This window comes from Paenibacillus sophorae (assembly GCF_018966525.1).
Taxonomy (GTDB): domain Bacteria; phylum Bacillota; class Bacilli; order Paenibacillales; family Paenibacillaceae; genus Paenibacillus_AQ; species Paenibacillus_AQ sophorae.
Map to the genome: position 1 here is coordinate 5,509,692 of NZ_CP076607.1, position 22,313 is coordinate 5,532,004.

Genomic DNA, 22,313 nt, shown 5'->3' on the forward strand with positions numbered 1-22,313 from the left:
CCTAAAAATATGTAGAAACTATGTAGAATCTTTTCTAAATAATAATAATTATTAGGTTGAACTTAAAACTGAAAAAGTCAGGCATGTACGTTGACCCAAGACTCATACGATACAATATAAACAAGCAGGGGGTTGTACTCATGTCCAACTGGATAATTGCAGCCATCTTCTATACTTTTATTATTTGTTGGTCGTTTGGCTTTATTCATCGCTTCCGTTCCACCGTAACGGGTACTATTGCAATGATTTCGCCAATGGCAAACGGGATGATTGCCGGCCTTGGCAGTGGAACGATCATTGGAGCAGGATTTTCATCGAACATATTCCTATCATTATTGATCAGTGTACTGACAGGCATACTCGCAGGAGGGATCACAGGCTCTTTAATCCATATCGGAGCATTTCTGAACGGGGCTCTATCCGGCATGATGGCCGGTTTGATGGGGGCGATGCTTATCGTTATGCTGCCTTCGTCCGAGTGGAATCGAGTGATTTTTATTTTTATGGTCGCCTGCGGGTTCCTCCAATTTGTTCACACCCTGATGCTCCAAGGTCAGATCGAGGAATCTATTCTGAAACGATCACCTTGGATCTTTAGTACCCCATCGCTTATGTTTCTGGCTATCACTGCTTTAATTATTCTTTACTCCACCAGTTGCTCACCCGGCACTTTAAATCAAAACAATAAGCATCCAAACCATTCTATGATGAACATGAAATAATCCTTGGCATTCAAATCGTATACCTCCTCCTACTTATCTGCTACTAGATTGGACTCGCCCCTCTTTTTTATACTTCTACTAAAAATCTACATAGATTCAACATATTTATATGGTAAATTTAGTATAAAAATTGATGGACACTCAGGCAAAAAGGAGATGAACAGTCATGTTTTTTTCGAAAAATGGTTTAAGCATGGAGGGTTATTGAATGATCAGTGATTCTTTATTTGCAGATTCCATTGCCTTTGTTCTTCTCCTATTCATACTTCTTACCTTGGCAACGATTACTTTGGGAATATTGAGGTTTCTCCAATTGTATGCCCATGCTTCAAGCCAGAACTATCCGACCCCTCTCTCCTCTGAAAACATAATCTCGCCTCAAGACCGTCCTACTGAGAATAGCGAAAGCAGCAGCCTCGCGCTCGATTATGTGAAGCGGAACTTTTTCAATGACACTGCCATCACTTTGGAAAACAAGGATTAGGACAGGCTAATAAGGGAGGAAATTGTCATGAGTATCAGGCAAGCCGCAGTAGATATTGGCAACGATGCGTTAAAGGCCTATGTTCAAGGGCTGGATCAGGAAGTCTATATTCCAAATGTTATCGCCGAAATCGGCCCATCCCGTGATATTGTGGAATTTGAGAAACATCCCCTCGACGGTCTCCATGTAGAGATCCTTTCCGGTGCGCTTAAGCGCGGTCAAGGAATTTATGCTGTCGGTAATCTGGCCGGAGGATACACACATAATGACGAGCTCTCAACGGTTAGTGAAAAGTCGGAAGCCGATCAACCTGTGGTTATGCTGCTGACTGCATTAGCTTATGACGCTGCCCAAACATTGAGCGAACAGGATGGAGTTATCGAAGCGACTTATTATCTCTCAACGGGTCTGCCCTTAAGTGAAGCTAAGCGGGGAAAACGTAAAACCTTTAAAGCAAAGCTAAAAGAAAATACTCATGAAGTGCGGTTCAAAACCACTCCGGAAATCGGCGGCAAAGTGGTACGATTGAAATTTGAAGAAGTGCTGGTTAATATTGAAGGTCATGTCGCGTTAATTGATCTGACGACGAATGAGGATGGAACGGTCCGTAATGAGGAATTGACACGGATGACCGTGCTTATTAATGATATTGGCGGGCTGTCTACCGATGCGGCTATTATTCATGAGGATGGGACCGTGGACAATATTTATTCGGATGGAATTAAAGAGGGGGTTTCCCCCTATCTGGATGAAATCATAGAACGGGTCCAGCACGAAATCGGATACCGGTTTTTGAACAGACAACAGCTAGTTGAAGTCATTACTTCGGTAAACAAAGAGGAGCGCAATTATATCTGGTTCAGAGGGAAACGAATCAGTATTCAGTCCATTGTGGACGAAGTATTGGCTAAGATCGCCCGCGAAGAATATAAACTGATCAGGAACTCTTGGAGCAAGGTTCCCAGCATCCGCGTTTCCTATCAAATCGGCGGCGGTTCCTTACTTCTTAAACCTTACCTTGAGAAGATAAATGAACAGGAAGAGGGCTATCCGCTTCGTTTTGTCGGAGCGAAGGATTCGATATGGATGATTGCAAGGGCATATTACAAATTACTGGCTGTCTACCTTCAATATAAAAATGAACAAGTGTCTGCCACAACAAAGTAGGTGGTCCAAGAATGGGTTCTTCCTCACCGCAATCTCATACGATAACCATTACTTTGCCTGAAAATACTCCGCAGACGATTCTTGCCTATTTGGAACAATTAAAACAGTCTGGCGAAAGAACTTTCAGCAACAAAATTGCGCAGTTGCTGATCGAATCGCTAAATCAGGCATGCCTAAAGGAAAAACCGCATGTTGTCATTCCGCTGCCGGAGCATCTTACTAAGGAACAGCAGGAGTGGTTCAATCATCCCTTTACGAAGCAATTGCTAATGAACTGGATTTCGCAATTGACTAGCGGCATGTCTTCCATTTCTTCTTCCAATTGCTTAACGCCATCCCTAACGAATCCTGAAATAAGTGAAGTCCCCCTGCCCACAGAATCGGACAATACGGCGGCTCCATCTAACCATGATTCCTTTCGGATCAGCACATCTTACCATACCAAACTCGTAGGATTCTTTCTTGACGAAGATTAGGAGGAGTCATGAAGGATGAACGAAAATAGAACAGACACTATTAGAAAACGGTATGACCGGATATCTGGAATCTTTGACCTAATGGATCGGATGATAAAAAAAGAATGGCGGGCTGAATTGCTTATTGGTGTGGACGGTGAGGTATTGGAGGTAGGAGTGGGGACTGGAGCTAATTTGTCCTATTACCCAGCACACGCAGCGGGCGTTACCGGTATTGATTTCAGTCCGGGTATGCTTCGCTATGCCAAACAAAAAGCAATCCACGCTCCATTTCAAGTAACCCTTTTGGAGATGGACGCCCAGCATATGGCTTTTCCCGACCATTCATTTGATTATGTCATAGCGACCTGCGTCTTTTGTTCTGTGCCTGATCCTGTAGCCGGTTTACTGGAAATCCGAAGAGTGTGCAAGCCGGGCGGCAAGGTGCTTCTGCTGGAACATATGCGCAGCGAGCAGCCTTTTGCAGGATTATTAATGGATGTGTTCAATCCAATTACAGTCAGAATATGGGGTGCTAACATCAACCGCAGAACACTGCAAAATATTGAAAAAGCAGGTTTTATCATTGAGGAGAACGTATCCTTGATGGGTTCCATCGTCCGCAGACTCGTGTTAAACCCCAATAAGCATGGAAATTAAAATTATGATTGCAATAGGAAACCGAAGGCTAACGGCCTCCGGTTTTTGTTATTCTCATTCATCTATTCCGGTTTATTCGCTGCATTAGAAGGGGGAGTGTAACCGGACTTATAATCGGTATAAGCCAATTGTTGCGCCATTCCTCCCGCAGCATGGTGAAGCTCATGGCAGTGAATCATCCAGTTTCCGGGATTATCGGCCTTAAAGGCGATAACGATCTTCTCTCCGGGCTTAACTAGAACGGTATCCTTCATGATCGTACTTTCTACTTTAACCCCGTTTTTCTCAAGGACTTGGAAAAAGTGGCCGTGTACATGCATCGGATGATCCACCGTGCCTTTATTCTCAAACGTCAGCTTTACATAATCACCGGTTTTCACCTGAAGAGCCGGGAGTTCTGAAAAGACTTTATCGTTAATCGTATACACTTGTTGATTTCCATTCATCTTGGAATTCAGTACGGCTGTATACTCCAGTGCAAATTTTTGGACCTTGCTTAATTCGGATTCGGCTGGCTTGCCGTAATTCAAAAGGTCAAATGCGGTTAAATGATCGTGCTGCACTTCCATTTCTTCGCCCTTGCTTCCCGATACCTTAACCGGAATAACCAATTGATCGTTATATTTATTGTCATCATGCGCATCAATTGCAAAATCCTTTGGCGAGACAATGTTCAACTCCACATCATAGCGTTCCCCGGGAGCGATGGTTACGATTTGATTTTGGAGGGTGGCCGGCTCCGCTATATCCTGTCCATCCGTACTTACTACCCGGAACTCTCCAGGAATGTGGATTCCATGGGAACGATAGCCTGCGTTAATGAAACGCAATCGAACGGTGTCTCCCAATTTAGTTTCCAGAGGCGTAATCAGCGAACCGGATTTACCGTTAACCGTATAAATGTTGTACATGGCAGCCATCATTTCTTCATCGCTCATGCTTGCTGATCCGTGAGCGCTGTGAGCGTCTCCACCTTCACTCATCCATTCATCCAGAATTAATGTAAAGTCTTTGTCCGGCTGTTCGAATTGTTTCGGCTCCACAACAAGAGCGCCATAGAGTCCCTTGTCTACCTGCACGGAGCTTTCCTGGTGAGAATGATACCAATACGTTCCCGCCACATCGGCTGAGAACTCGTAGGTATAGGCTTCACCCGGCTTAACCGCTTCTTGTGTAACTCCGGGCACACCATCCGATCCTGCGGGTACAGGATAACCATGCCAATGAATAGTGACAGGTACATTAAGTTCATTCTTCAGCGTAATCCTTACAAAATCTCCTTGAGTAACACGAATTTCCTGGCCAGGGACCGTGCCATTGTAAGTCCAGACCGCTTGGGTCGCGCCGGATGCTAATTCCCAATTGCTTTCCATAGCTGTCAGAGTAAAACCTTTTACAGCCTGCCCGGGTTTAGGCTGCGGCAAAGCCGCCGTTCCCTCTTGAACAGTACCCGCAGTGGCTTCAGGGGAAGGGGACGGACTGGGGGGAGTTGCTTCCTCCGTACTGCCCGCTGTAGCTGTATCGGCCATTACGTGTGAACTATGGTTCATAGGTTGGTTTGCTGTGCTGGCATCTTCTTGAACTGTACTGCCCGCAGCCGCCCCACCTTTGGAACCCGAAGTTTCAGTGATAAAGATACCGGCTGCCGTCCCGCCGATGATCAAGGCCAAGAAGAACAATACAATAAGAGTTTTATTGCTCAAGCCTCATTCCTCCAGTTACATCATTCCCATGTTGCTGCCATTGTTCATGTTTCCGCCGTTGTTCATGCTGCCGCTGTTGTTCATGCTGCCGCTGTTGTTCATATTGCCGCCGTTGTTCATACTGCTGCCGCTGCCCATATTCATCATGTCCATGTCATCCATCATGCCGCCCGAGCTGCCGGAGGTTCCCATGCTGCCCGAATTGCCCATATTCATATTGGGCTGCATGCCGCCCATGTACTGCTGCTGCATCTGCATCATATCCTGCTGCAGCTGGTTCATGCGCTGCATCATTTGATTCATTTGATCCATCGGCACAGTGCCGCTCATTGTTCCCTGCATTGTCGCTCCGAATCCGGCAGTTCCGTTAACATGACTATTATGCTGACTATTCGTTGACGTAACTGTACCGGAGTTTGCAGGATTGGTTACATTAAGCAATACTACAGAGATAATTAAACCGACGAACGAGAAAACCGCCAACTTTAACCAACCATTTGTTTTCATTATTAATATTCCTCCAATTGTACCCGTTGTTTTACTTCCTCTTTGTTCGCTTACACCGCTAATATAGCCATACGTTTTTTTTAACAGATAATAAATTGCAAAGAGCAAACCAACGACGAGAAGGATCAGCAGAGATGCCATATACAAGTTTCCAAAGGCTCCGAGAACATTCAATTTGTTTTCCTCCGTTTGCTTGATTTCGGCCATACGATCGCAAGAAATAAGGCCCCTGCTAGAATTACAGGCAGTGTAAATAGAAGTAATGCCGTTGTTATAAGATGAATGGCATACAGTGTCCCAGTTTGGTCATGGTGCCCGCTATGCTCGCCATTGCCTGATGACACTTCCACACTGTCCATTGCACCGAGAGTGAACAAGTCCGGCACGGTTGTATTCCCCAGGATTTCATTGCTCATCATGTCTGCCATGGAAGCATCCATTTGCGCCGCATTTTCTGTTCTATTGCTCCAGGAATGCGCCAGCACAAGCACGATGATGACTGCAAACACGGAGCTGAGCTGCCAGAACGGCCGTTTTTGTTTGTTGAACATGGGTTACACCTTTCTTCTGCACCGTACGTAGACGCCGCCTGCTATGCTAATCGCTAATAGAGGAAATGCGAATTGAACGCTCTCATACACTAACCTTTGTACATTTGCATCTTCCTTCACTTGCATCGACAATCCCATCAGGGAGGTCTCCATGGCCTTCATCATACCCATCATGAAGCTCATAGCCTCCTGCTCAGTCGGTCCGAAGCGGAACATCGAGATTAATATTGCGCCAAAAGCAAAGAAAAATGAGGTAGTAACAAACCAGATCAACAGCGTAAACCATTTTTTCTGCATCCACATGACAAAGGCCCCTCCCTTCTTCGATCATCTTGCCTTCCGTTCCTTTTTCTTAGGCCACTTTAGTGCATGGGACTTCATATAGATGTGCCAGATCACGCTCGCTACTGCCAGATAAGTCAATTTTTCATGAATCCACATTGTAAAAGCTGTTGCGGCGTGGTTACTATCCATGAAGAGCCAGATAACAGCTCCGGTAATAATAAAAATCAGAGTGGTAATGAAGGTAAAGAGTCCATAACCGGATGGGCCGAACACAAGCCATGGCTTTTTGGTCCTATCCCGTCTTAGGATACGAATAATTTCGTAGATGATGACAATCAGGGTCAGCAGGACATACACAACCGCTGCCAAGCGGTGTACGATATCCGCCGTCGCAATATCATACTGCATCACCCAACCATATTTCGCTCCTGCCATTGCAATTCCGCTCAGTGCCAAGATGGAGAACACAAGCGCCCATAGCCAGTGAAGGATAAAATCAAACTTCATTACCCACATCAACCTCAATCCGTTTTAGTCTTTGTTCGTTTCCGGTTCATCCGGACTTGCCTTAGTGGCATGAGGTGCTTCCTCGTTTTGATTGGATTTCACTTCATTTCCTGCTGTAAGTACAGCCCCATTGGAAGAGGCGACAGGAGTCTTATTGATATTGTGCTTCACATAACTGTACAAGAACGCGATCAACGCTACTACAAAAAGAATGGTCAGCAGTTTTACAAAGAAGGTCAATATTCCCGCAACGCTCCAAGTGGATACAAACCCGATCCGATTCGGATTCAATCCGCCATTCATCAAAATTCCCAGCAGATATAAAACGATGATTACGCCGATAAACGTGGATGCCAGAACAAAAATCGTTTTCAACATCGGATCATTGCTAATCACCTGTTTTCCTTTGTTATAAGACTCTTTGAAGTACGTGTTTTTAAGCCATACGGCAAGTCCGACAACAATGCTGATGATCAAAGCCACCAACAGCAGTTGAGTTACCGTTGAGAGTATTCCGCTAATAACACTCCCTGTGCCTCCATTAGTCCCCATATTCATCGTGCCTTGAACATTTCCGGACATATCCATATCCATCATTTCTTGTTTCTCCTCCTTCTAAATCAAATGTTCTCTTCCGTGTTAGCCGGTTCCGGCCTCGATACGACCAGGCTTCGAATTATTCCAATTAATCCGACCGCCAATAAAATAATGAACAATACGGCAATCGTCGTCATGAGCCCTGGAATTTGAATGCCCCTAATGCTAAAACGATTGGATTGGCTTTCGGAAACCGTATTCGACGCTTCCGTGGCAGAGAGATTCCGAGCCTGTACAACGGTTTGTTCAATTTCATTGTCGACCCACCGGTTCAGGCTATCCATTTCCATAACGGTTTGTGCCATTTGATAAATGGCCTTGTTCGCTTTCTGGATATCACCAAGTCCACTATAAGCTGCCGCCGGGGCTCCCGAGACGTTAGACAGGAACAAATCTTTGGCATCATTGAGCTTGAGATATACGCTGTTAAGCGTCGTCCGGCTCTGAACTAACAGGTTATAACGGTTAACATACGTCTGATAGGTTGGACTGGCCGATTCAGTTAATCCGGTCTGAGATTTCAGCATTTGGTCCAGCTGATTTAACAGATATACACTTTCGGACAGAATATATATGCCTCTCTGATCGTTCTGAACCCGTACCGGATGTTGCACTCCCGCCTGGCTGCCGGCTCCACCTGATTCACCGTTGCCATAAGTCGCTGCGCTCGCTGGAATAGCATAAGGGTATTCCGACATCAAATCTGACATCTGCTTTACCGTTTGATTCGCGCTCGATACTTTCTCCTGCAGCGCATTGGTAGGATTCACATTCATACTCGAAGTTGTCTCCGGTTGCTGCATGGCAGAGTGCCCACTGTGCGTGCTTGTTTCATTGGCCGAGGCTCCAAAGTTATTCCAAGATATGAGACCGCTTTTTGAGACAAACCATCCGATATATCCAAGGCCGGACAGGATAATGATTATAAGAACGAAACCAATAATGTTGCGAATTGCTTTCAAAACATTCTCACCCCCTTTTATGAAGAGTACATCGATGTCTATGTTGTAGCTCAAGAATACCAATTCACTTTGGGGAAAGTATGAAGAAACAATGAGGAAAGCATGTTTTTCAAGATAATTAAAACGCACAGCAGCTGCGCATGTTCCGCATTATAATTCGGAGTATGGTTTTTCAAGTCTCATAATGGAGGAAATGGTGGAACATGGTATCGAATATCGAACAGCATATCAAAGAATATAAATCGGATCCGGAATCTGTGTATCATACATGGTTTCTAAATAACAGTGATCGATTAAAGGCTTTTCGTACAATAAAGAGCGGACTTTACGATGTAATACATGCCATTGAGTCAAGGACATTCGGAAATGATTTTAAAGGGTCTCCGCTTGAATTTGTACTGGCGGCGATATGTGAACAGAAGCAAGTCTTTGAAGGAGCGGCTCACGCCTTTTACTGGAAGCCGAAGATGCGTATTCCCGATATTTACGAAAATGAAGAGCATCAGCTTGCTTTTGGAAGGTTCTTGAAGTCTGTTTCCCAGACGACCCAGGAAAAAAATGTCCTGACGGAAATATTGAACTTAGACAGTTTACAAATAAAAGGGCTGGGACCAGCTGTAGCTAACATACTATATTTTCTTCACCCTACACTGTTTCCGCCGTTCAATACGGCAATCGTCAATGGGTTTAACCAGTTGCTTGGGCGTAAGATCAAGTTGGGATCATGGCCAGCATATTTGGAGATGCGGGAAGAGCTAATGGAAATGAATGAAGCCTACCGTTCAGCCTTTTCAAAAGACTTAGGGGCGATCGCGGGGTTCATGTTTGAAATCGGGGCAGGGCGAATCATTATTAGCGAAAATGCAGAGAAATATCTGAAGTCGGAAGCTGCCAAACGGGAAAAGACCCATCTCAAGAGGCATATGGACGTAACCAATGATATCAAAGAGAAAAATGAGCATAGTGAAATGCAGTATCATCTGGCCAGACTCGGGAGTACGCTGGGCTATCAGGTGTGGATCGCTCAGAACGATCATAAACGCCAGTGGAATCGACATGTTCTTGGAGAATTTTCAGTCTCTTCTCTGCCGTCACTGAACGTTCCGAAATCCGTGGCAGAGACGATATCCTTCATCGATGTGATCTGGCTGGATGATCAGAACAACATCATTTCCGCTTTTGAAGTTGAAAAAAGCACTTCCATCTACTCAGGGATTCTAAGGCTGCATGATTTATCGTTGTCGCTCGGAAATCGCGATTGCCGGCTTTACCTGATTTGTCCCGATAACCGGGAAAAAGAAGTCCAAGCTCAGCTGCTCCGCCCATCACTGCGACAGGAGAACGTCCATCGTATTTCCTACATTTTGTTCTCCGATCTTCGCTGCGATTGTGACGCTATGTGCAAATACGGACGTTCCTCTGATGTTCTCGATCACATATCAAAGATTTGCGCTGCCCCATAGTAATAAGGGATCCGTCCAAAAACTGCTAGAAAAAGAAAGAAGGCAAGCCTTACAAGGTAGCCGTGCACGAACCCGATTTTTTCGGCCATACAGCCGGATATTTCGAACTCTGCCTTGATCTCCAGGCAGTCGCTGCCCACATATTTGGGGATCACCGGAACTTCCGGCCATGCTGAGCGCAACGGTGGATCGGGGCAAGGAATTTGCCTGTTATCCTTTACTGGAGCATAATCTCGGCCTCAAGGTCTACTTTGCCGATCCCTATTCTTCATGGCAGCGAGGCTCCAACGAGAACGGTAATGGCCTCTTGCGCGAATTCTTTCCTAAAGGTCATGACTTCGCTACCGTTTCCGATAAGGAACTTGCCGAGGCCCTCCGGCTCATCAACCATCGTCCGCGCAAATGCCTCGGCTGGAAATCAGCTCACGAAGCCTTCATGATGTGGTGGCAATCTAGGGTTGGTTAAATATGACATATACGAGTTCCACTGTTACCACCACAAGTGGCACCTCAACAGATTTAACCTCTCCTATGTTGAGCACCCATACTTATAATGGTAAAACTTATGGTACATATTGCTGTTGCAGTAACAAAATCAGGTGCAATTACGACAAAAAATTAATTGACACAACCAGTTTTTAGCAGAAACTTTTTTGATCAAAGAGTGTCTAAAAATATGTGAAATATATTCCATTTTTGAAAGGAGAAAAGAATGAAAGTTTTAACCATTCCATGTATAATGCTTTTTTATATGCTAACTTTTGCTTCTTTGGTCGGAGCAAGTCCTGCTGACAAAGCTTTTGTGGCTACCTCTAAACAGCATTATAGTACAGCTACAAAATCTGTTCTCAACCTTTCCGCGGACGATAAGCTTACAACAACCACATACAGCTCTATTTATATCCCTATCAAAGATATATTCGCTAAACAGGTAGATTCGTTGACTTGGGATAACTCCAAAAAATTAGCAACTATAACAAACCAGGGTAAGCAATTACTTATTAACCTCTCTGGTAAATCAATTACTGCAAGTGATAACCAGGTTATACTGCCATCTGAGTGGGTTAGTATCGTAAATGGAAGGGTTAGTCTTAACGCTTATGTACTTGCTTTTATTTTTGATCGATATGCTGATAGATATAATGATAAAGAGCAAGTTGCCGCTGAAAGAGCACAATGGGAAAGTAAATTATCTTTCCTCAATATTGATTGGACCGACGGACTTGCAGATAAAGAGCACTATATGCATGTAAACGTCGTATTTAAGTAACAAAACACTCGAATTTCAAGCAAACACAGCGTATAGTCAAACATTATATTGTCAAAAAGGCTCGTAACGGGGAAAGTCCCCCCCAGTACGAGCCTTGCTTTGAGTTTTAAACTTCTTTTTCTCTTGATGCAAATCAAATTTTATCAGAAATAGGAGACCCCTCCCTCTGCAGTCAGGGGATGAATCTTATGCTTATTGAAAAAATCAAATAAATAGCTATTAAAAGCGTTAATCAACAGGACTATGTTTTTGCCAATGACTTAAACATAGTCCATTTCAATGATGAGGGCCTTATAACAGCTTCTTTGGTTTTACAAAATGAAAAGGGAGCTATCCCTACGTCATCCAGGATCACTTAGGGATAGCCCCTGCTGTAACTTGGCATTCGAGCGGGCTAACCGATTACCACGCCGACCGCAGCTTCCAGATGTCCAGCGACGCGAGATTCACACTGCCGCCGCTTGCGAAGACTTCCACCATGACACTGGCCGGTTCCGGATAGATATTATTGGTCATGACGGTCCGATAATCATCGGTATACACCTCTACTGCACAGGTATCGACAAAAATATGCAGCCTTAACGGTTCTTCCCCCGTTCTCTCCAGAGCCGCCAACCGGACGCCCTCGCTCCAGCCGTCGGAGCGGGTGCGGTCAAAGCGCAGCGCGCCCGTCTTCGTATTGTACACGAGCAGAGTCTGCTGCGAGCCGTCACCTGCGCCCCTTAGCACGAAACCGATTTCTTCGGCCGTGCAGCCGGACATTTCGAACTCGGCCTTAATCTCCAGGCAGTCGCTGCCCACATATTTGGGGATCACCGAAGCTCCCGGTGTGACTGCGGTCTGCTCGATATGGTAATGCTCCCTGCGAAGAACCTCCAGTTCCTTGACCGGCCTAAATTTCAGCCGGCCATCGCTGTCCAGCTCCACGGTCCGCGGCGCCGACATGGCGCCGCACCAGTGATTGACAGCGGTCGGCCCGAAGTCCTTAAACCACGGCATCCAGTCCCAGGCGTTCAGCCAGGCGATGATGATCCGTCTGCCTTTGCCGTCCAGAAAGGACTGCGGAGCATAGTATTCAAACCCGTGATCCACATCGCCCATCGTATCCCAGGTAAATCTTCCGGTTTCATAGTCCATGTCTCCAACCAGATAGATGGTTTTGCGTTCCCCCATACCCATCGGCGAGAACATAAGCACATAGCGTCCATCCAGAGGGAAGAAATCCGGGCACTCCCACATCGTTCCCATCGTTCCGTCGCTTTCGGCCAGCACGCAGGCGTAGTTCCAATCCCGAAGATCCGGGGATTTGTAGAGCAAAGCCTTTCCCTTTCCGTCTTTACTGGAGCCAATGACCATGTACCACGTTCCATCATGCTGCCAAACTTTCGGATCGCGGAAATCAGCGGAGCCATCCTCCGGCGGAACGGGAATGACTGGATTGCCCTCGTACTTCTCAAAGGTGATTCCATCCTGGCTGGTAGCGAGACATTGGGATTGTATCAGAGCGCCGTCTTTAATGACCGTCCCCGTATAGAGGACGGACAGAACGCCATTGTCGTCGACCGCGCTGCCCGAAAAGACGCCTCCCCGCTCATCCAGATCATAAGGCTCGCTTGGGGCAAGCGCGATCGGCAGATGCTCCCAGTGGACGAGATCCTTGCTTTTGGCGTGGCCCCAGTGCATGGCGCCCCATTTGGCCGCATACGGATAATGCTGGTAGAACAGATGATATTCGCCTTTGTAAAAAATCAGGCCATTCGGATCGTTGATCCAATAGGCCGGCGCCATAAAATGATATTTCAGCCGGCCCGGGTCCTTGCCGACAATGTCCTTTATCTTGGAAATGGACTGTTCCGCTTTTAATAACGCTTCCCGATGCAGCAACGCTCCTTGAGTTGGCAGCTCCACCGTCATCCCTCCTAATTTAGTAAGGCTGGAGCCTGTACAGGCTCCGCCCAACCTTCTCTTTTATTTGGATTTGAACGTATCGCGCACGCTTTGGCTTTGCCGGATATTGCCTTCGGAATGCCAAGCCACTCTGTCCACTTTTTTCTGAACCTGCTCTTCGCGCCCTTTGGCATAGCCATCCATTCGTTCTTTAGCCAGCCTGTAGGATTCCTCCATTTCTTCGTTCAGAACGACCTTCTTCAGCGTGCCGGGGCTCGGAAATTGCGGCATACGCTGAATTCGCTCCTCCACCGGCAGAATGCCGAACGGCTTGGAAGGCAGGGTCTGGTACCAATAAGCGGTCGACGACCAGTCGTCGGACAGGTGATTGGCATGGCCATGCTCGATCGTTACTTTAAGGCTCTCCGAGAAATGCACCGGGTCGGTGATATGGAATCGGTAGGATACCTGATAGCCCGGAACATCGCTCTCATGCACAATGGAGCCGTGGAACGGGAACGCATTCTTTTGCATCCCCCAGGCGTGATTGAAATAATCCTCGGCGCCCGTGCCGACGATGCTCGGCAGCTTCTCTCCGTCGATGAAGAACATATCGTCCCCCTCGCCCCACCAGCTGCCCTGAAAATGGGTAACGGAGAGATTGCAGCCGATATAGTGGCCTTTGCCTTCCGTTTCCAGAATGACATAGTTACCGGCACCGTCCAGATTGGCCACCCGATTTACTTCCGGCGTGTTCACCTGAAGATTCGGCCCCCAGCCGTCGCATGGATTCTCGCGGCGCCACTGTGCATGGAAATAAGCGGTATCATCGCCGAGCGGCTGCTTGTACAGCTCGTAATCGATATGGAAGTACAAGCCGAACGGCACATCGTTCTCGTTAATGATCTCGATCAGGGCCCGTTTATTGAAAGGCATCGGCAGATAGCAGTTGACTGAAGCCACTCCGCCGAATTTGAACTGCTCCTCCGGTTTCACCGAGACGGTAAACGGAAGGGAGGCGAAGTTGCCGGGCATCGAATGGCCGATGCAGAAGAAGTCGCCGTACGGTACAAGCACGCTTGGATGAGACTCATCGTCCCAGGTCATTCGGATCAGCACCTTACGGTACCAGGCAGGATCGGCCGATTCCCAGGTTACGCCGAGCGCGTTGTGAATTTCGTTAACAGGCGCGATATTGCCGCCCCACTCGGGATTCATTACGCTTGGCCCGTGAACCCTACGGCAGAACGAGGTCATCCAGATATGATTGATGCTGCCCGGTCCTTCCATATCGCCAAGTACGACGGAGCCGCCGGCCGGAATCATCCAATAATCCTGATTTCGCCCGTCCTGATCCCAGCTGGATACACGCGCCGAGCGGACCTCCTTCACCTGAGTTAAATTCCCGAGCAAGTTCAACGATTGAGTATGCATGCGTAATTTCTCCTTTGCGATAAATAATTTTTCTATGATAAAAAGAGTTATTGCCGCAGGTTGTCGGCACGTTTTCGGCAGTTTTCTGTTAGCCCTTTACAGCCCCGGCCGTCATGCCTTCGATAATGAATCTTTGAAAGACGGCGAAGAACACGAGCTGCGGGATAATGAGCAGCGTGCTCGCCGCAATAATGCCGCCGTAATCAATGTTAAAGCGGCCTTTGAACTGGGAAATGCCAAGCGAGATCGTGGTCATCGTTTCATCGCTGATTAAGGTTACCGCGAACGGGAACTCATTCCAGATATACAGCATATTGAAAATGAACACCGTGGCGACCACCGGCATAATAATCGGGAATACGACCGACTTGCCCAGCGTAAGGAGACCGCATCCGTCGATAATTGCCGCTTCCTCCACCTCTCTCGGAAATCCGCGGAGAAAGCCTGTAAACAGCAGCGTATTGAAGGAAATCGAAGTCGCGATATAGGGAATGATCAGCGAAGCGTACGTATTGAGCAGCCCGAAGGATAGGGTCAGCCTGTATACCGGAAACAACAGGATGAACGCAGGTATGGCTAATCCCGCGAGCAGAAACGCGGTCACGGAACATCTCAAGCGTTCGGAGTGGAATACCATGCGCGTTAAGGCATAGGAGCTCATGAACGTAATTAAGACTTCAATCACGATAGTGATGACGGCAATGATGAACGTATTTTTATACAGCAGCCCCAAATTCAGCGTCGTAAGCGCCCGTTCGTAATTGTCAAAGCTCAGCGACTCGGGCAGGCTGAACGGATTATTCAGAATATCGCTGTTCGTCTTGAACGACAGCAGAATCATCCACAGGAAAGGAAACAACACCAGCAGGGTGATGATGTAAGCCAACACACTCATACCCGCATTGCCGCTCATTCGCCCCTTTTTCACACGTTTCGCTTCCTTCACAGCAGAGCTTGTCGTGGCACGGGATATAGAATTCATCTGCCTCTCCCCCTATTCCTCAATGCTCTTTCTGCTCAAGCTCATGTAGACCAGGGAAAAGATCAAGGTCAGCAGAAAGGTAACCGTGGCGATGGCCATACCGTAGCCGTACTCCCCTGAGGTAAAGGTTACATTGTACATGTAGGTAACCATGACCTCCGATAAATGATTGGGTCCTCCGTTCGTCAGCAGCAGTACGGTTTCAAAGATTTTGAATACGCCAGTAATGATCAGAATGACATTAATCTTGACTGTTTCGTTCATCATCGGAATGGTGATCCGGAACATCTGCTGGACCTTATTCGCCCCGTCCATGGAGCTGGATTCGTAGACATCCCTTGGAATCATCTTGAGTCCGGCCAGGAAGATGGTTGCCAGAAACCCGATCATCTGCCAGGTAAACACAATCCCGATGGAATATGGGGTTAAGGTCTTTCCCCCAATCCACGGCTGAGCCAGCTGCCCGAGTCCCAGCTTGGTCAGGATCACGTTGATCATCCCCATTTGCGGGTCGAGAATAAACACCCAGATTAGACCCACCAGGATCGGAGCGACAATGCTGGGCGCAAAATTCAGCGCTTTCACGGCATTGCCCCCTCTAACCTTTACATTGAGCAGCAGGGCGAGCAGAAAAGCTCCCGGCAGAAGCAGCAGCAGGGCGACAGCCAGCACAATCAGCGTATTTTTTAACGATATCCAGAACAGAGAATCATGCCAGAGCCTGCTGAAATTATCTAATCCTATAAATCTCGCCGCGCCGATTCCCGTATATTCGGTCAGACTATAGTAGAAGGAGATGAGCACGGGCATGATGATGTAGCCCAGATATACAATCAGCGTGGGGATCAGCATGAATAGAATGTATCTTCGTTTACTGAGCCAAATCATCTCTTTCTCCCCCATCCAATAGGTTTGGCTGCTGCTCCGGATACCGTTTCCGACTCAGAGTAATGCTGGGAAATGGCTTCGGATCGTATGGAGCTTGCCGCTGCAATCAGCAGGAGGATCAGCGCACATAGAGCAAAGCTTCCAATCATGACATCAACCACCTTTCCGAAGGTTTGGATTGGCTGCCGCCGGGCACCTGAATGCCGGCAGCCGACGCTTTCCTGTTACTTCGCCATCTTCTGGTCGATCAGATCCAGCGCTTGTTCCGGTTTGTAAATGCCATTGATTACGCCGTAAATACTGTCGTTAAGCTGATTGCCCACCGCTTCGCTGACCACCAAGTCGGGTTGAGCCCTTGGCCGTTCCCACCCCGGCTCATTCAGCTTATTGATCACTTCCGCGTATACCGGATATTTCTCCTTGTCCACAGTTCCCGTATATTTCACGACCGGCGGCGCCTCGTTCTCGGCCATCACCGCTGCACCTTCCTGACTGTAAAAGAAAGCGAAAAACTTCTGAACCGCGTCATACTTGGCCGGGTCATCCTTCACTTTCGCGCTTGCAACCAGCGGAGCCGCAGCGACAGCCATGGCAATCTTCTGGTTGCCGACGCCGTCGGAGAAGGTAGGGCCCCAGGAGAAGCCTGCCGTCTTGGCGATCGGACTGCCTTCAATCTTCTTTGTCTCCCACACACCGGCATCCAGCATGGCGGCCTTGCCGCCGGTAAACATTTCGACCGCCTGGAAGTAGGACAGCGTCGAGACATTTTCCGGGAAAGCCCCGTTCACCCGAAGCTCGTCAATCTTGTTGAACAGCTTCAAAAAGTCGGGATTGTTAAACTTCTCTTTACCGCTCTCAATGTCGGCTATCTTGTCAAAGAATCCATAACGGGTCAGCATGCCGAGGAAAGCCCATGTGCTGAACGTATCCTTCGAGCCCTTCGCAATGGTAACGACGTTGTTCGCTTTGAACACTTTTGCCGCCGCCAGCAGCTCCTCATATGTTTCCGGCACTTTGACTTTGTATTGATCGAACAACGCCTTGTTGTACCATAATCCGGTCACGAGCGCCTGGTAAGGCAGCCCGAACTGCTTGCCCCCATCCTGGTAATCGCTTACCATTTGGGAATCAATGCCTGCAGTAATCTCAGGATTGCTCTTCAGGAAATCGCTCAAATCCAGCAGCAATCCTGCCTGATTCATTTCCTTGGCCGGAGCCGGCAGCATCCAGAAAATGTCCGGGAGATTACCCGACTGGGACATCATTTTCATTTTCTTGACATGCTCCTGGGTTTCCGCTCCCGTAAGATCGATCTTGATATCAGGGTATTTCTCCTGGAACTTTTGAATAATGCCATACATATAAGGCTCTTGTTCCTTGACATTGGCTACGTGCATGGCGATCGATAAAGTGACCGGACCCACCTCGGATGAAGCGTTTTCATTTTTAGGGGTGGAATTGCTGCCGCAGGCCGCCAAACTGAGAATCAACAAACATGCCATCAGAATAATCGAAAATCTGTTCTTCATGGTTTGCATGTCCCCCTCTGTATCGTTATTCTTCAAGATGGCAAATATTGCTTCTGCCTTTGAAGTACATCTTTATCGTAACCCTATTTTTAGGCTGAGTATTTAGCATAGCTTATTTTTTATTTATCATTTATTGCTTTTGTGATACGCTTTCATAAAAGGAGAAGGGGGCTTGGTTTTCATGATTCTGCACCAAATTTCGCCTTACATCCGTGTAGCGATGGATAATATTGTGGAAGGTTCCTGGGTTATAAAAGAGAGGCAATTATTCGATTATGAGCTGCTGTACATTATGGAGGGCAAGGTGATCGTGACGATCGAGGATGCGGTCTATGAAGGCGTTCGGGGCGACATTTTTCTGTTCCGTCCGAAGCAACGGCATAAAATCAAGAAGGTCGGGAAGCAGCGCCTCCGCCAGCCCCATATCCATTTCGACTTCTTCTATACGGAGGACAGCGAGAAGGTGAAAGTGTCATTCCGGCCGATTGAAGAAATCGAACCGGAGGAATTGGCTTATTTCCGCCCTGATATTATCGATGAAATGCCCGTTCCCTTATCCAGCCACCTGCGGCTGAAGAATCCCGTGTTTATTGAAAAAATGCTGCTGGACATCATCTACGAATACGAAACGAAAATGCCGTACTACGAGTTCAAGGTCAAAGGCTTATTCATTCAGCTCTGGACTCAACTGCTGCGCGAAAATTACTGGAGCCTCAATTCCCATGTCGAGACCAATATGCACGCCCTGATGCACATTAAACAATATCTAATGCACAATACGAACCGTAAAGTCAGCCTGGATGAAATCGCAAGGATGTCCGGAATCAGCAAGCACTATCTGGTCCGCCTTTTTCAGCAGGCCTTCGGCATGAGTCCCATCCAATATCATCAGCTCATGCGCGCGCATGCGGCCAGGCATATGATCCAGTTCACCGCCGACCCGCTGACCATCATCGCCGAGAACTTGGGGTTCTCCAGCATTCACGCGTTCAGCCGATTTTTCAAAACGGTCGAAGGCAAGAGCCCTTCTTATTACCGCCGTAAGGGTTAATACTATTTTCGCTCCGTAAGCGCTTCCTCCGAATCATCGGCGCGCCCTCTTTTATATTGCTAGTAAAAAAACAATTGATAAGGTAGTCCATTTTTCCCAGGTTATGATAATATGGTCTTAGGTCTTAAATCACATACAAGGGGGGGAGAATTAAGATTGAGAGTCGCTACAGGACTGCTGTTAGCATTATGGCTTCTGTTTATGGGATTTAAGTTTTGGACGACACAGCCTATGGACTACGATGGAGAAATCATGCGTATGTTAAGCGGGATTTTACTATTCATCCAGCTTATTGCATGGGTCTTCATCTTCACCATGCCGTTGACAACTTTTGTAATTCTGTTTATAGCTGAAGTCATTGCGATAGTGCTGGCATTTGGCCTTGACTTAAGTTATATTTTGTTTGCCGTTATTAACTTGATATTTATGTTTATGAGCTTTGCAGGACATAGAGAGTTGGTCAAAAGAAAAGCAGCAGCCAAGAAAAAAAGTGCGAAAACTACATAGGTTAGACCAAAAGAGTATGCTTGAAGTGAGTGTACTCTTTTTTTATCAATCCGCCCGAAATTAAAGACCATCTTTCTTTTATATAAAAGGAGGCGGTGTTCAGCAGCGTAACTGCTTGGAACACGGCCTCTACCGTCTATTTATTATTTTTTCGTTGCTCTATCATAACCATCCTGTTTAATCTTCAGCCATTCATCCAAGCCGAGGCGTTTCAGCTCTTTCTGATAATCTCCCCACTGCTCATTCACTTTGCCGTTCTGGTACCATTCGGTGCGCATTCTGAGGACATAGGCGAACAGATCGGCTTCAATCGTCGTGAGGCGGTCCAGCTCTTCAATCGAGTTGAATACGCTTGGCATTACGTTATCCTCTTTCATGTGCGGAGCCATGATGTTCTTGATGATCTCCATTCTGCCTTTGGCATCATCCGGCACGGTCGTGTATTTGCCATAGTAGGAGTTAAGAACAGCCAGCGGTCCGCCGATGCTTGTTTTCTCACGAAGCTCAACGGGAGCTGCGCCTTCGAGCGGCAGATGCTTCAGCATGCCTTTGGCTTCATCAAATTCAAAGATATTCTGCTGCGTGGTGTCCCCGTAGGTTCCCCAGTTGTCCTGTACGGACTGAATCGGATCATACAGCTGATCGACCCATTTTGCAGTCGCTTCCAGGTTTTTATTCGCGCTTGTAACAACCATTTTACCGCGGCCAAGGCCAAGACCATTGGTACGGGCTACGTTAATTTGACCATCGGGACCTGCGAGCGGCGGCAATACTTGATAAGAATCGTTTGCTCCGGAGATATTGGCTTTGTCCCAGGAGAAGTACAGACCGTATCTTTGCGCCTTCCCTTTGGCAAGGTAAGTACTCCAGTCCTGTGTATACGCTTCCACATCAATCAGGCCTTCTTTATAAAGCTCATTGATATAGGATACAGCGTTTTTATAGCCTTCATCCGCTGGCGCAAAGATCACTTTGCCATCATTGCTTACGACCGCATGGTCAGGGTTCTCACCCTCTCCGAAAGCGGCAAAGAGGTAAGTCAGATCTTCCGCACCCGGCTTGTTAATAAAGGACAACGGAATTTCATCCGCCTGACCGTTGCCATTCGGATCTTGTGTCTTGAACGCGATCAGCACTTTCTTCAGTTCTTCCGTTGTTGTCGGCATTTTCAGCCCAAGCTTCTTGAGCCAATCCACATTGATCCAAGCCATGCTGTCTACAGCCTGAATTCGTTCTTTTCCTTCACCCAGCTCTTCAATCCATGGAAATCCATAAATGTTGCCGTCCGGCGCCGTAATCATGGCCTTGTATTCAGGGGCTTCTTCCAGCACTTTTTTTAAGTTCGGCATATACTTGTCGATCAGATCATTCAGCGGAATGAGGGTGCCGTTTTTAGCGAGCTTGAGCAGCTCATAGTCGCTGTAGTCCGCATTGAAAATAGCATCGGGAAGACTGCCGCTTGCGACCGCCAGGTTTCTTTTTTCCACAAACACGTCTTTGGTGAAGTTTTTCCAATTAATATGCACATTCGTTTTTTCTTCGAGACGTTTATTGATCAGCTTTTCATTGGGATCTGCTGGCGCCAGCGGTGAGCTTTGCGTTATAAAATTCAGAGTTATTTTACCGTTTGGATCTTGTTTATCACTAGCCGCATTCCCTCCTCCTCCTCCGCTACTGCAAGCAGTAAGGATTACAAGAGAAGCAAGTACAGTGGCGGAAGCTGCTTTTGCTAAAACTTTTGATTTTTTTAGTCTTTTCATAGGATATGACCTCCAAATTAGGATGAATGAAAATATTCCATCTATGTGCAGCTCGTTTCCTATTTAAGGGAACCGACCATGACACCCTTTTCAAAATACTTTTGAAAGAACGGATACATCACAAGGAGAGGCAAGCTGGACACAACAATCGCGGCATACTTGATGATTTCAGACAATTTTTTCATTTCCGCCATGGCGAGCTGATCACTGATCATGCTTGGATCGACCTGATTCTGAATCAGGATGGAACGAAGAACAAGCTGCAGCGGATGAAGGCTCGGATTATCCAAATAGATCATGGCATCAAAGTAGGAATTCCACTGGCCAACAAAGGCATAAAGAGCAAGTACGAAGATAATGGGTTTAGAGAGCGGCAATACAATGCTGAGGAATATCTTCATCTCCGACGCCCCGTCCACATTGGCGGCTTCCCTCAGTTCTTTGGGCACTCCTTTAAAGAAGGTTCTGGACAAAATAATGTTCCATACGTTGACTGCCCCGGGAATGATCACGGCCCAAACCGTATTTAGAAGACCCAGATTCTTGACCAGCAGGTAAGTTGGAACAAGTCCTCCTCCAAAGAACATCGTAATGAGGAACAATGTCATAAATAAACTTCTTCCCTTTAGCCTGTCATCAGACAAGGCATATCCTGCGCAAATAGAGACCATAACGGTAAGGATAGCAAATGAAGCAGCGTAAAATACAGCGTTTCCAAAACCTCGTATCATGGCTGGATTAGTAAGAATCTTCTTGTATCCCTCCAACGACCAATCCGAGATGTTGAACGATAACCCTTGGCTGAGCAGCACCGAAGGATCCATGAAGGATGCAATGACGACATAAATGAGCGGAAGAACCACCATCAGTACGGCCAAAATTAAAAAGGTGGAGTTCAGCATGAGAATAACGCGGTCCAGCCGGGAATGTTTGATGAACATG

At 47.1% G+C, this 22,313-nt stretch carries 24 protein-coding genes and 1 pseudogene; 10 read left to right on the forward strand and 15 right to left on the reverse strand.

Going from position 1 to position 22,313, the window contains the following annotated elements:
• Positions 1-140: 140 nt before the first annotated feature.
• From KP014_RS26630 to KP014_RS26650, 5 genes are all read left to right on the forward strand, one after another.
• Complete coding sequence (locus tag KP014_RS26630) at positions 141-722, forward strand: hypothetical protein (protein WP_036594850.1); 582 nt, start codon at positions 141-143, stop codon at positions 720-722.
• Positions 723-930: 208 nt separating this feature from the next.
• Positions 931-1,206: a hypothetical protein gene (locus KP014_RS26635; RefSeq protein WP_036594851.1), complete on the forward strand. Its 276-nt coding sequence runs from the start codon at positions 931-933 to the stop codon at positions 1,204-1,206.
• 27 nt (positions 1,207-1,233) lie between these two features.
• The gene (locus KP014_RS26640) at positions 1,234-2,373 is read left to right on the forward strand and encodes a ParM/StbA family protein (RefSeq protein ID WP_036594853.1); all 1,140 of its coding nucleotides are present in this window, start codon (positions 1,234-1,236) and stop codon (positions 2,371-2,373) included.
• 11 nt (positions 2,374-2,384) lie between these two features.
• The gene (locus tag KP014_RS26645; protein ID WP_036594854.1) at positions 2,385-2,849 is read left to right on the forward strand and encodes a hypothetical protein; all 465 of its coding nucleotides are present in this window, start codon (positions 2,385-2,387) and stop codon (positions 2,847-2,849) included.
• 15 nt (positions 2,850-2,864) lie between these two features.
• Positions 2,865-3,488 (forward strand): class I SAM-dependent methyltransferase, encoded by a 624-nt coding sequence (locus tag KP014_RS26650; RefSeq protein WP_036594856.1) that lies wholly within the window; start codon positions 2,865-2,867, stop codon positions 3,486-3,488.
• Between the two features lie 62 nt (positions 3,489-3,550).
• On the opposite strand, the gene KP014_RS26655 is transcribed toward KP014_RS26650, so the two are convergent.
• From KP014_RS26655 to KP014_RS26685, 7 genes are all read right to left on the reverse strand, one after another.
• Positions 3,551-5,191, reverse strand: coding sequence for a multicopper oxidase family protein (locus tag KP014_RS26655; protein ID WP_090834734.1), 1,641 nt, complete (start codon positions 5,189-5,191; stop codon positions 3,551-3,553).
• 15 nt (positions 5,192-5,206) lie between these two features.
• On the reverse strand, positions 5,207-5,698 hold the full coding sequence (locus KP014_RS26660; protein ID WP_139210669.1) for a hypothetical protein: 492 nt from the start codon (positions 5,696-5,698) through the stop codon (positions 5,207-5,209).
• A gap of 170 nt (positions 5,699-5,868) precedes the next feature.
• Positions 5,869-6,249 (reverse strand): hypothetical protein, encoded by a 381-nt coding sequence (locus tag KP014_RS26665; protein ID WP_036594861.1) that lies wholly within the window; start codon positions 6,247-6,249, stop codon positions 5,869-5,871.
• 3 nt (positions 6,250-6,252) lie between these two features.
• Positions 6,253-6,552 carry a hypothetical protein gene (locus KP014_RS26670; RefSeq protein WP_036594863.1) on the reverse strand — a complete coding sequence of 100 codons (300 nt, stop codon included), beginning with the start codon at positions 6,550-6,552 and terminating at the stop codon, positions 6,253-6,255.
• Positions 6,553-6,576: 24 nt separating this feature from the next.
• The gene (locus KP014_RS26675) at positions 6,577-7,041 is read right to left on the reverse strand and encodes a cytochrome b/b6 domain-containing protein (RefSeq protein WP_036594865.1); all 465 of its coding nucleotides are present in this window, start codon (positions 7,039-7,041) and stop codon (positions 6,577-6,579) included.
• Between the two features lie 24 nt (positions 7,042-7,065).
• Positions 7,066-7,638 carry a hypothetical protein gene (locus KP014_RS26680; protein ID WP_036594867.1) on the reverse strand — a complete coding sequence of 191 codons (573 nt, stop codon included), beginning with the start codon at positions 7,636-7,638 and terminating at the stop codon, positions 7,066-7,068.
• A 23-nt stretch (positions 7,639-7,661) separates the two neighbouring features.
• Entirely contained in the window at positions 7,662-8,600 is a 939-nt protein-coding gene (locus tag KP014_RS26685; RefSeq protein WP_036594870.1) for a hypothetical protein, read from the reverse strand.
• 467 nt (positions 8,601-9,067) lie between these two features.
• Between KP014_RS26685 and KP014_RS26690 the strand changes: the two genes are divergently transcribed.
• The 3 genes and pseudogenes from KP014_RS26690 (at position 9,068) to KP014_RS26700 (ending at position 11,333) form a co-directional block, all read left to right on the forward strand.
• A complete protein-coding gene (locus tag KP014_RS26690) occupies positions 9,068-10,063 on the forward strand; it encodes a hypothetical protein (RefSeq protein WP_246590593.1) in 996 nt (331 codons plus the stop codon).
• 166 nt (positions 10,064-10,229) lie between these two features.
• Positions 10,230-10,529 (forward strand): annotated as a pseudogene (locus KP014_RS26695) (IS30 family transposase); the annotation flags it as partial.
• A gap of 246 nt (positions 10,530-10,775) precedes the next feature.
• On the forward strand, positions 10,776-11,333 hold the full coding sequence (locus KP014_RS26700; RefSeq protein WP_051500368.1) for a stalk domain-containing protein: 558 nt from the start codon (positions 10,776-10,778) through the stop codon (positions 11,331-11,333).
• A gap of 402 nt (positions 11,334-11,735) precedes the next feature.
• Here the strand turns inward: KP014_RS26700 and KP014_RS26705 are convergent, their stop codons facing one another.
• From KP014_RS26705 to KP014_RS26730, 6 genes are all read right to left on the reverse strand, one after another.
• On the reverse strand, positions 11,736-13,241 hold the full coding sequence (locus KP014_RS26705) for a glycoside hydrolase family 32 protein (protein WP_246590594.1): 1,506 nt from the start codon (positions 13,239-13,241) through the stop codon (positions 11,736-11,738).
• Between the two features lie 60 nt (positions 13,242-13,301).
• Positions 13,302-14,654, reverse strand: a complete 1,353-nt coding sequence (locus KP014_RS26710; RefSeq protein WP_036590544.1) for a glycoside hydrolase family 172 protein — start codon at positions 14,652-14,654, stop codon at positions 13,302-13,304.
• A gap of 88 nt (positions 14,655-14,742) precedes the next feature.
• Positions 14,743-15,636, reverse strand: a complete 894-nt coding sequence (locus KP014_RS26715; RefSeq protein ID WP_246590595.1) for a carbohydrate ABC transporter permease — start codon at positions 15,634-15,636, stop codon at positions 14,743-14,745.
• 12 nt (positions 15,637-15,648) lie between these two features.
• Positions 15,649-16,524: a carbohydrate ABC transporter permease gene (locus KP014_RS26720; RefSeq protein WP_036590542.1), complete on the reverse strand. Its 876-nt coding sequence runs from the start codon at positions 16,522-16,524 to the stop codon at positions 15,649-15,651.
• Positions 16,521-16,673 (reverse strand): hypothetical protein, encoded by a 153-nt coding sequence (locus tag KP014_RS26725; RefSeq protein ID WP_175491967.1) that lies wholly within the window; start codon positions 16,671-16,673, stop codon positions 16,521-16,523. The genes KP014_RS26720 and KP014_RS26725 overlap by 4 nt, the downstream gene beginning before the upstream one ends.
• A gap of 75 nt (positions 16,674-16,748) precedes the next feature.
• Positions 16,749-18,053 (reverse strand): ABC transporter substrate-binding protein, encoded by a 1,305-nt coding sequence (locus tag KP014_RS26730; RefSeq protein ID WP_036590541.1) that lies wholly within the window; start codon positions 18,051-18,053, stop codon positions 16,749-16,751.
• A 181-nt stretch (positions 18,054-18,234) separates the two neighbouring features.
• Between KP014_RS26730 and KP014_RS26735 the strand changes: the two genes are divergently transcribed.
• Together KP014_RS26735 and KP014_RS26740 are read left to right on the forward strand one after the other, a co-directional pair.
• Positions 18,235-19,104 (forward strand): helix-turn-helix domain-containing protein, encoded by an 870-nt coding sequence (locus KP014_RS26735; protein ID WP_036590540.1) that lies wholly within the window; start codon positions 18,235-18,237, stop codon positions 19,102-19,104.
• Positions 19,105-19,260: 156 nt separating this feature from the next.
• Positions 19,261-19,611 (forward strand): hypothetical protein, encoded by a 351-nt coding sequence (locus tag KP014_RS26740; RefSeq protein ID WP_090834742.1) that lies wholly within the window; start codon positions 19,261-19,263, stop codon positions 19,609-19,611.
• Positions 19,612-19,754: 143 nt separating this feature from the next.
• On the opposite strand, the gene KP014_RS26745 is transcribed toward KP014_RS26740, so the two are convergent.
• Positions 19,755-21,371, reverse strand: a complete 1,617-nt coding sequence (locus tag KP014_RS26745; protein ID WP_036590538.1) for an ABC transporter substrate-binding protein — start codon at positions 21,369-21,371, stop codon at positions 19,755-19,757.
• A gap of 59 nt (positions 21,372-21,430) precedes the next feature.
• On the reverse strand, positions 21,431-22,312 hold the full coding sequence (locus KP014_RS26750) for a carbohydrate ABC transporter permease (RefSeq protein ID WP_036590536.1): 882 nt from the start codon (positions 22,310-22,312) through the stop codon (positions 21,431-21,433).
• Between the last annotated feature and the right edge of the window lies 1 nt (position 22,313).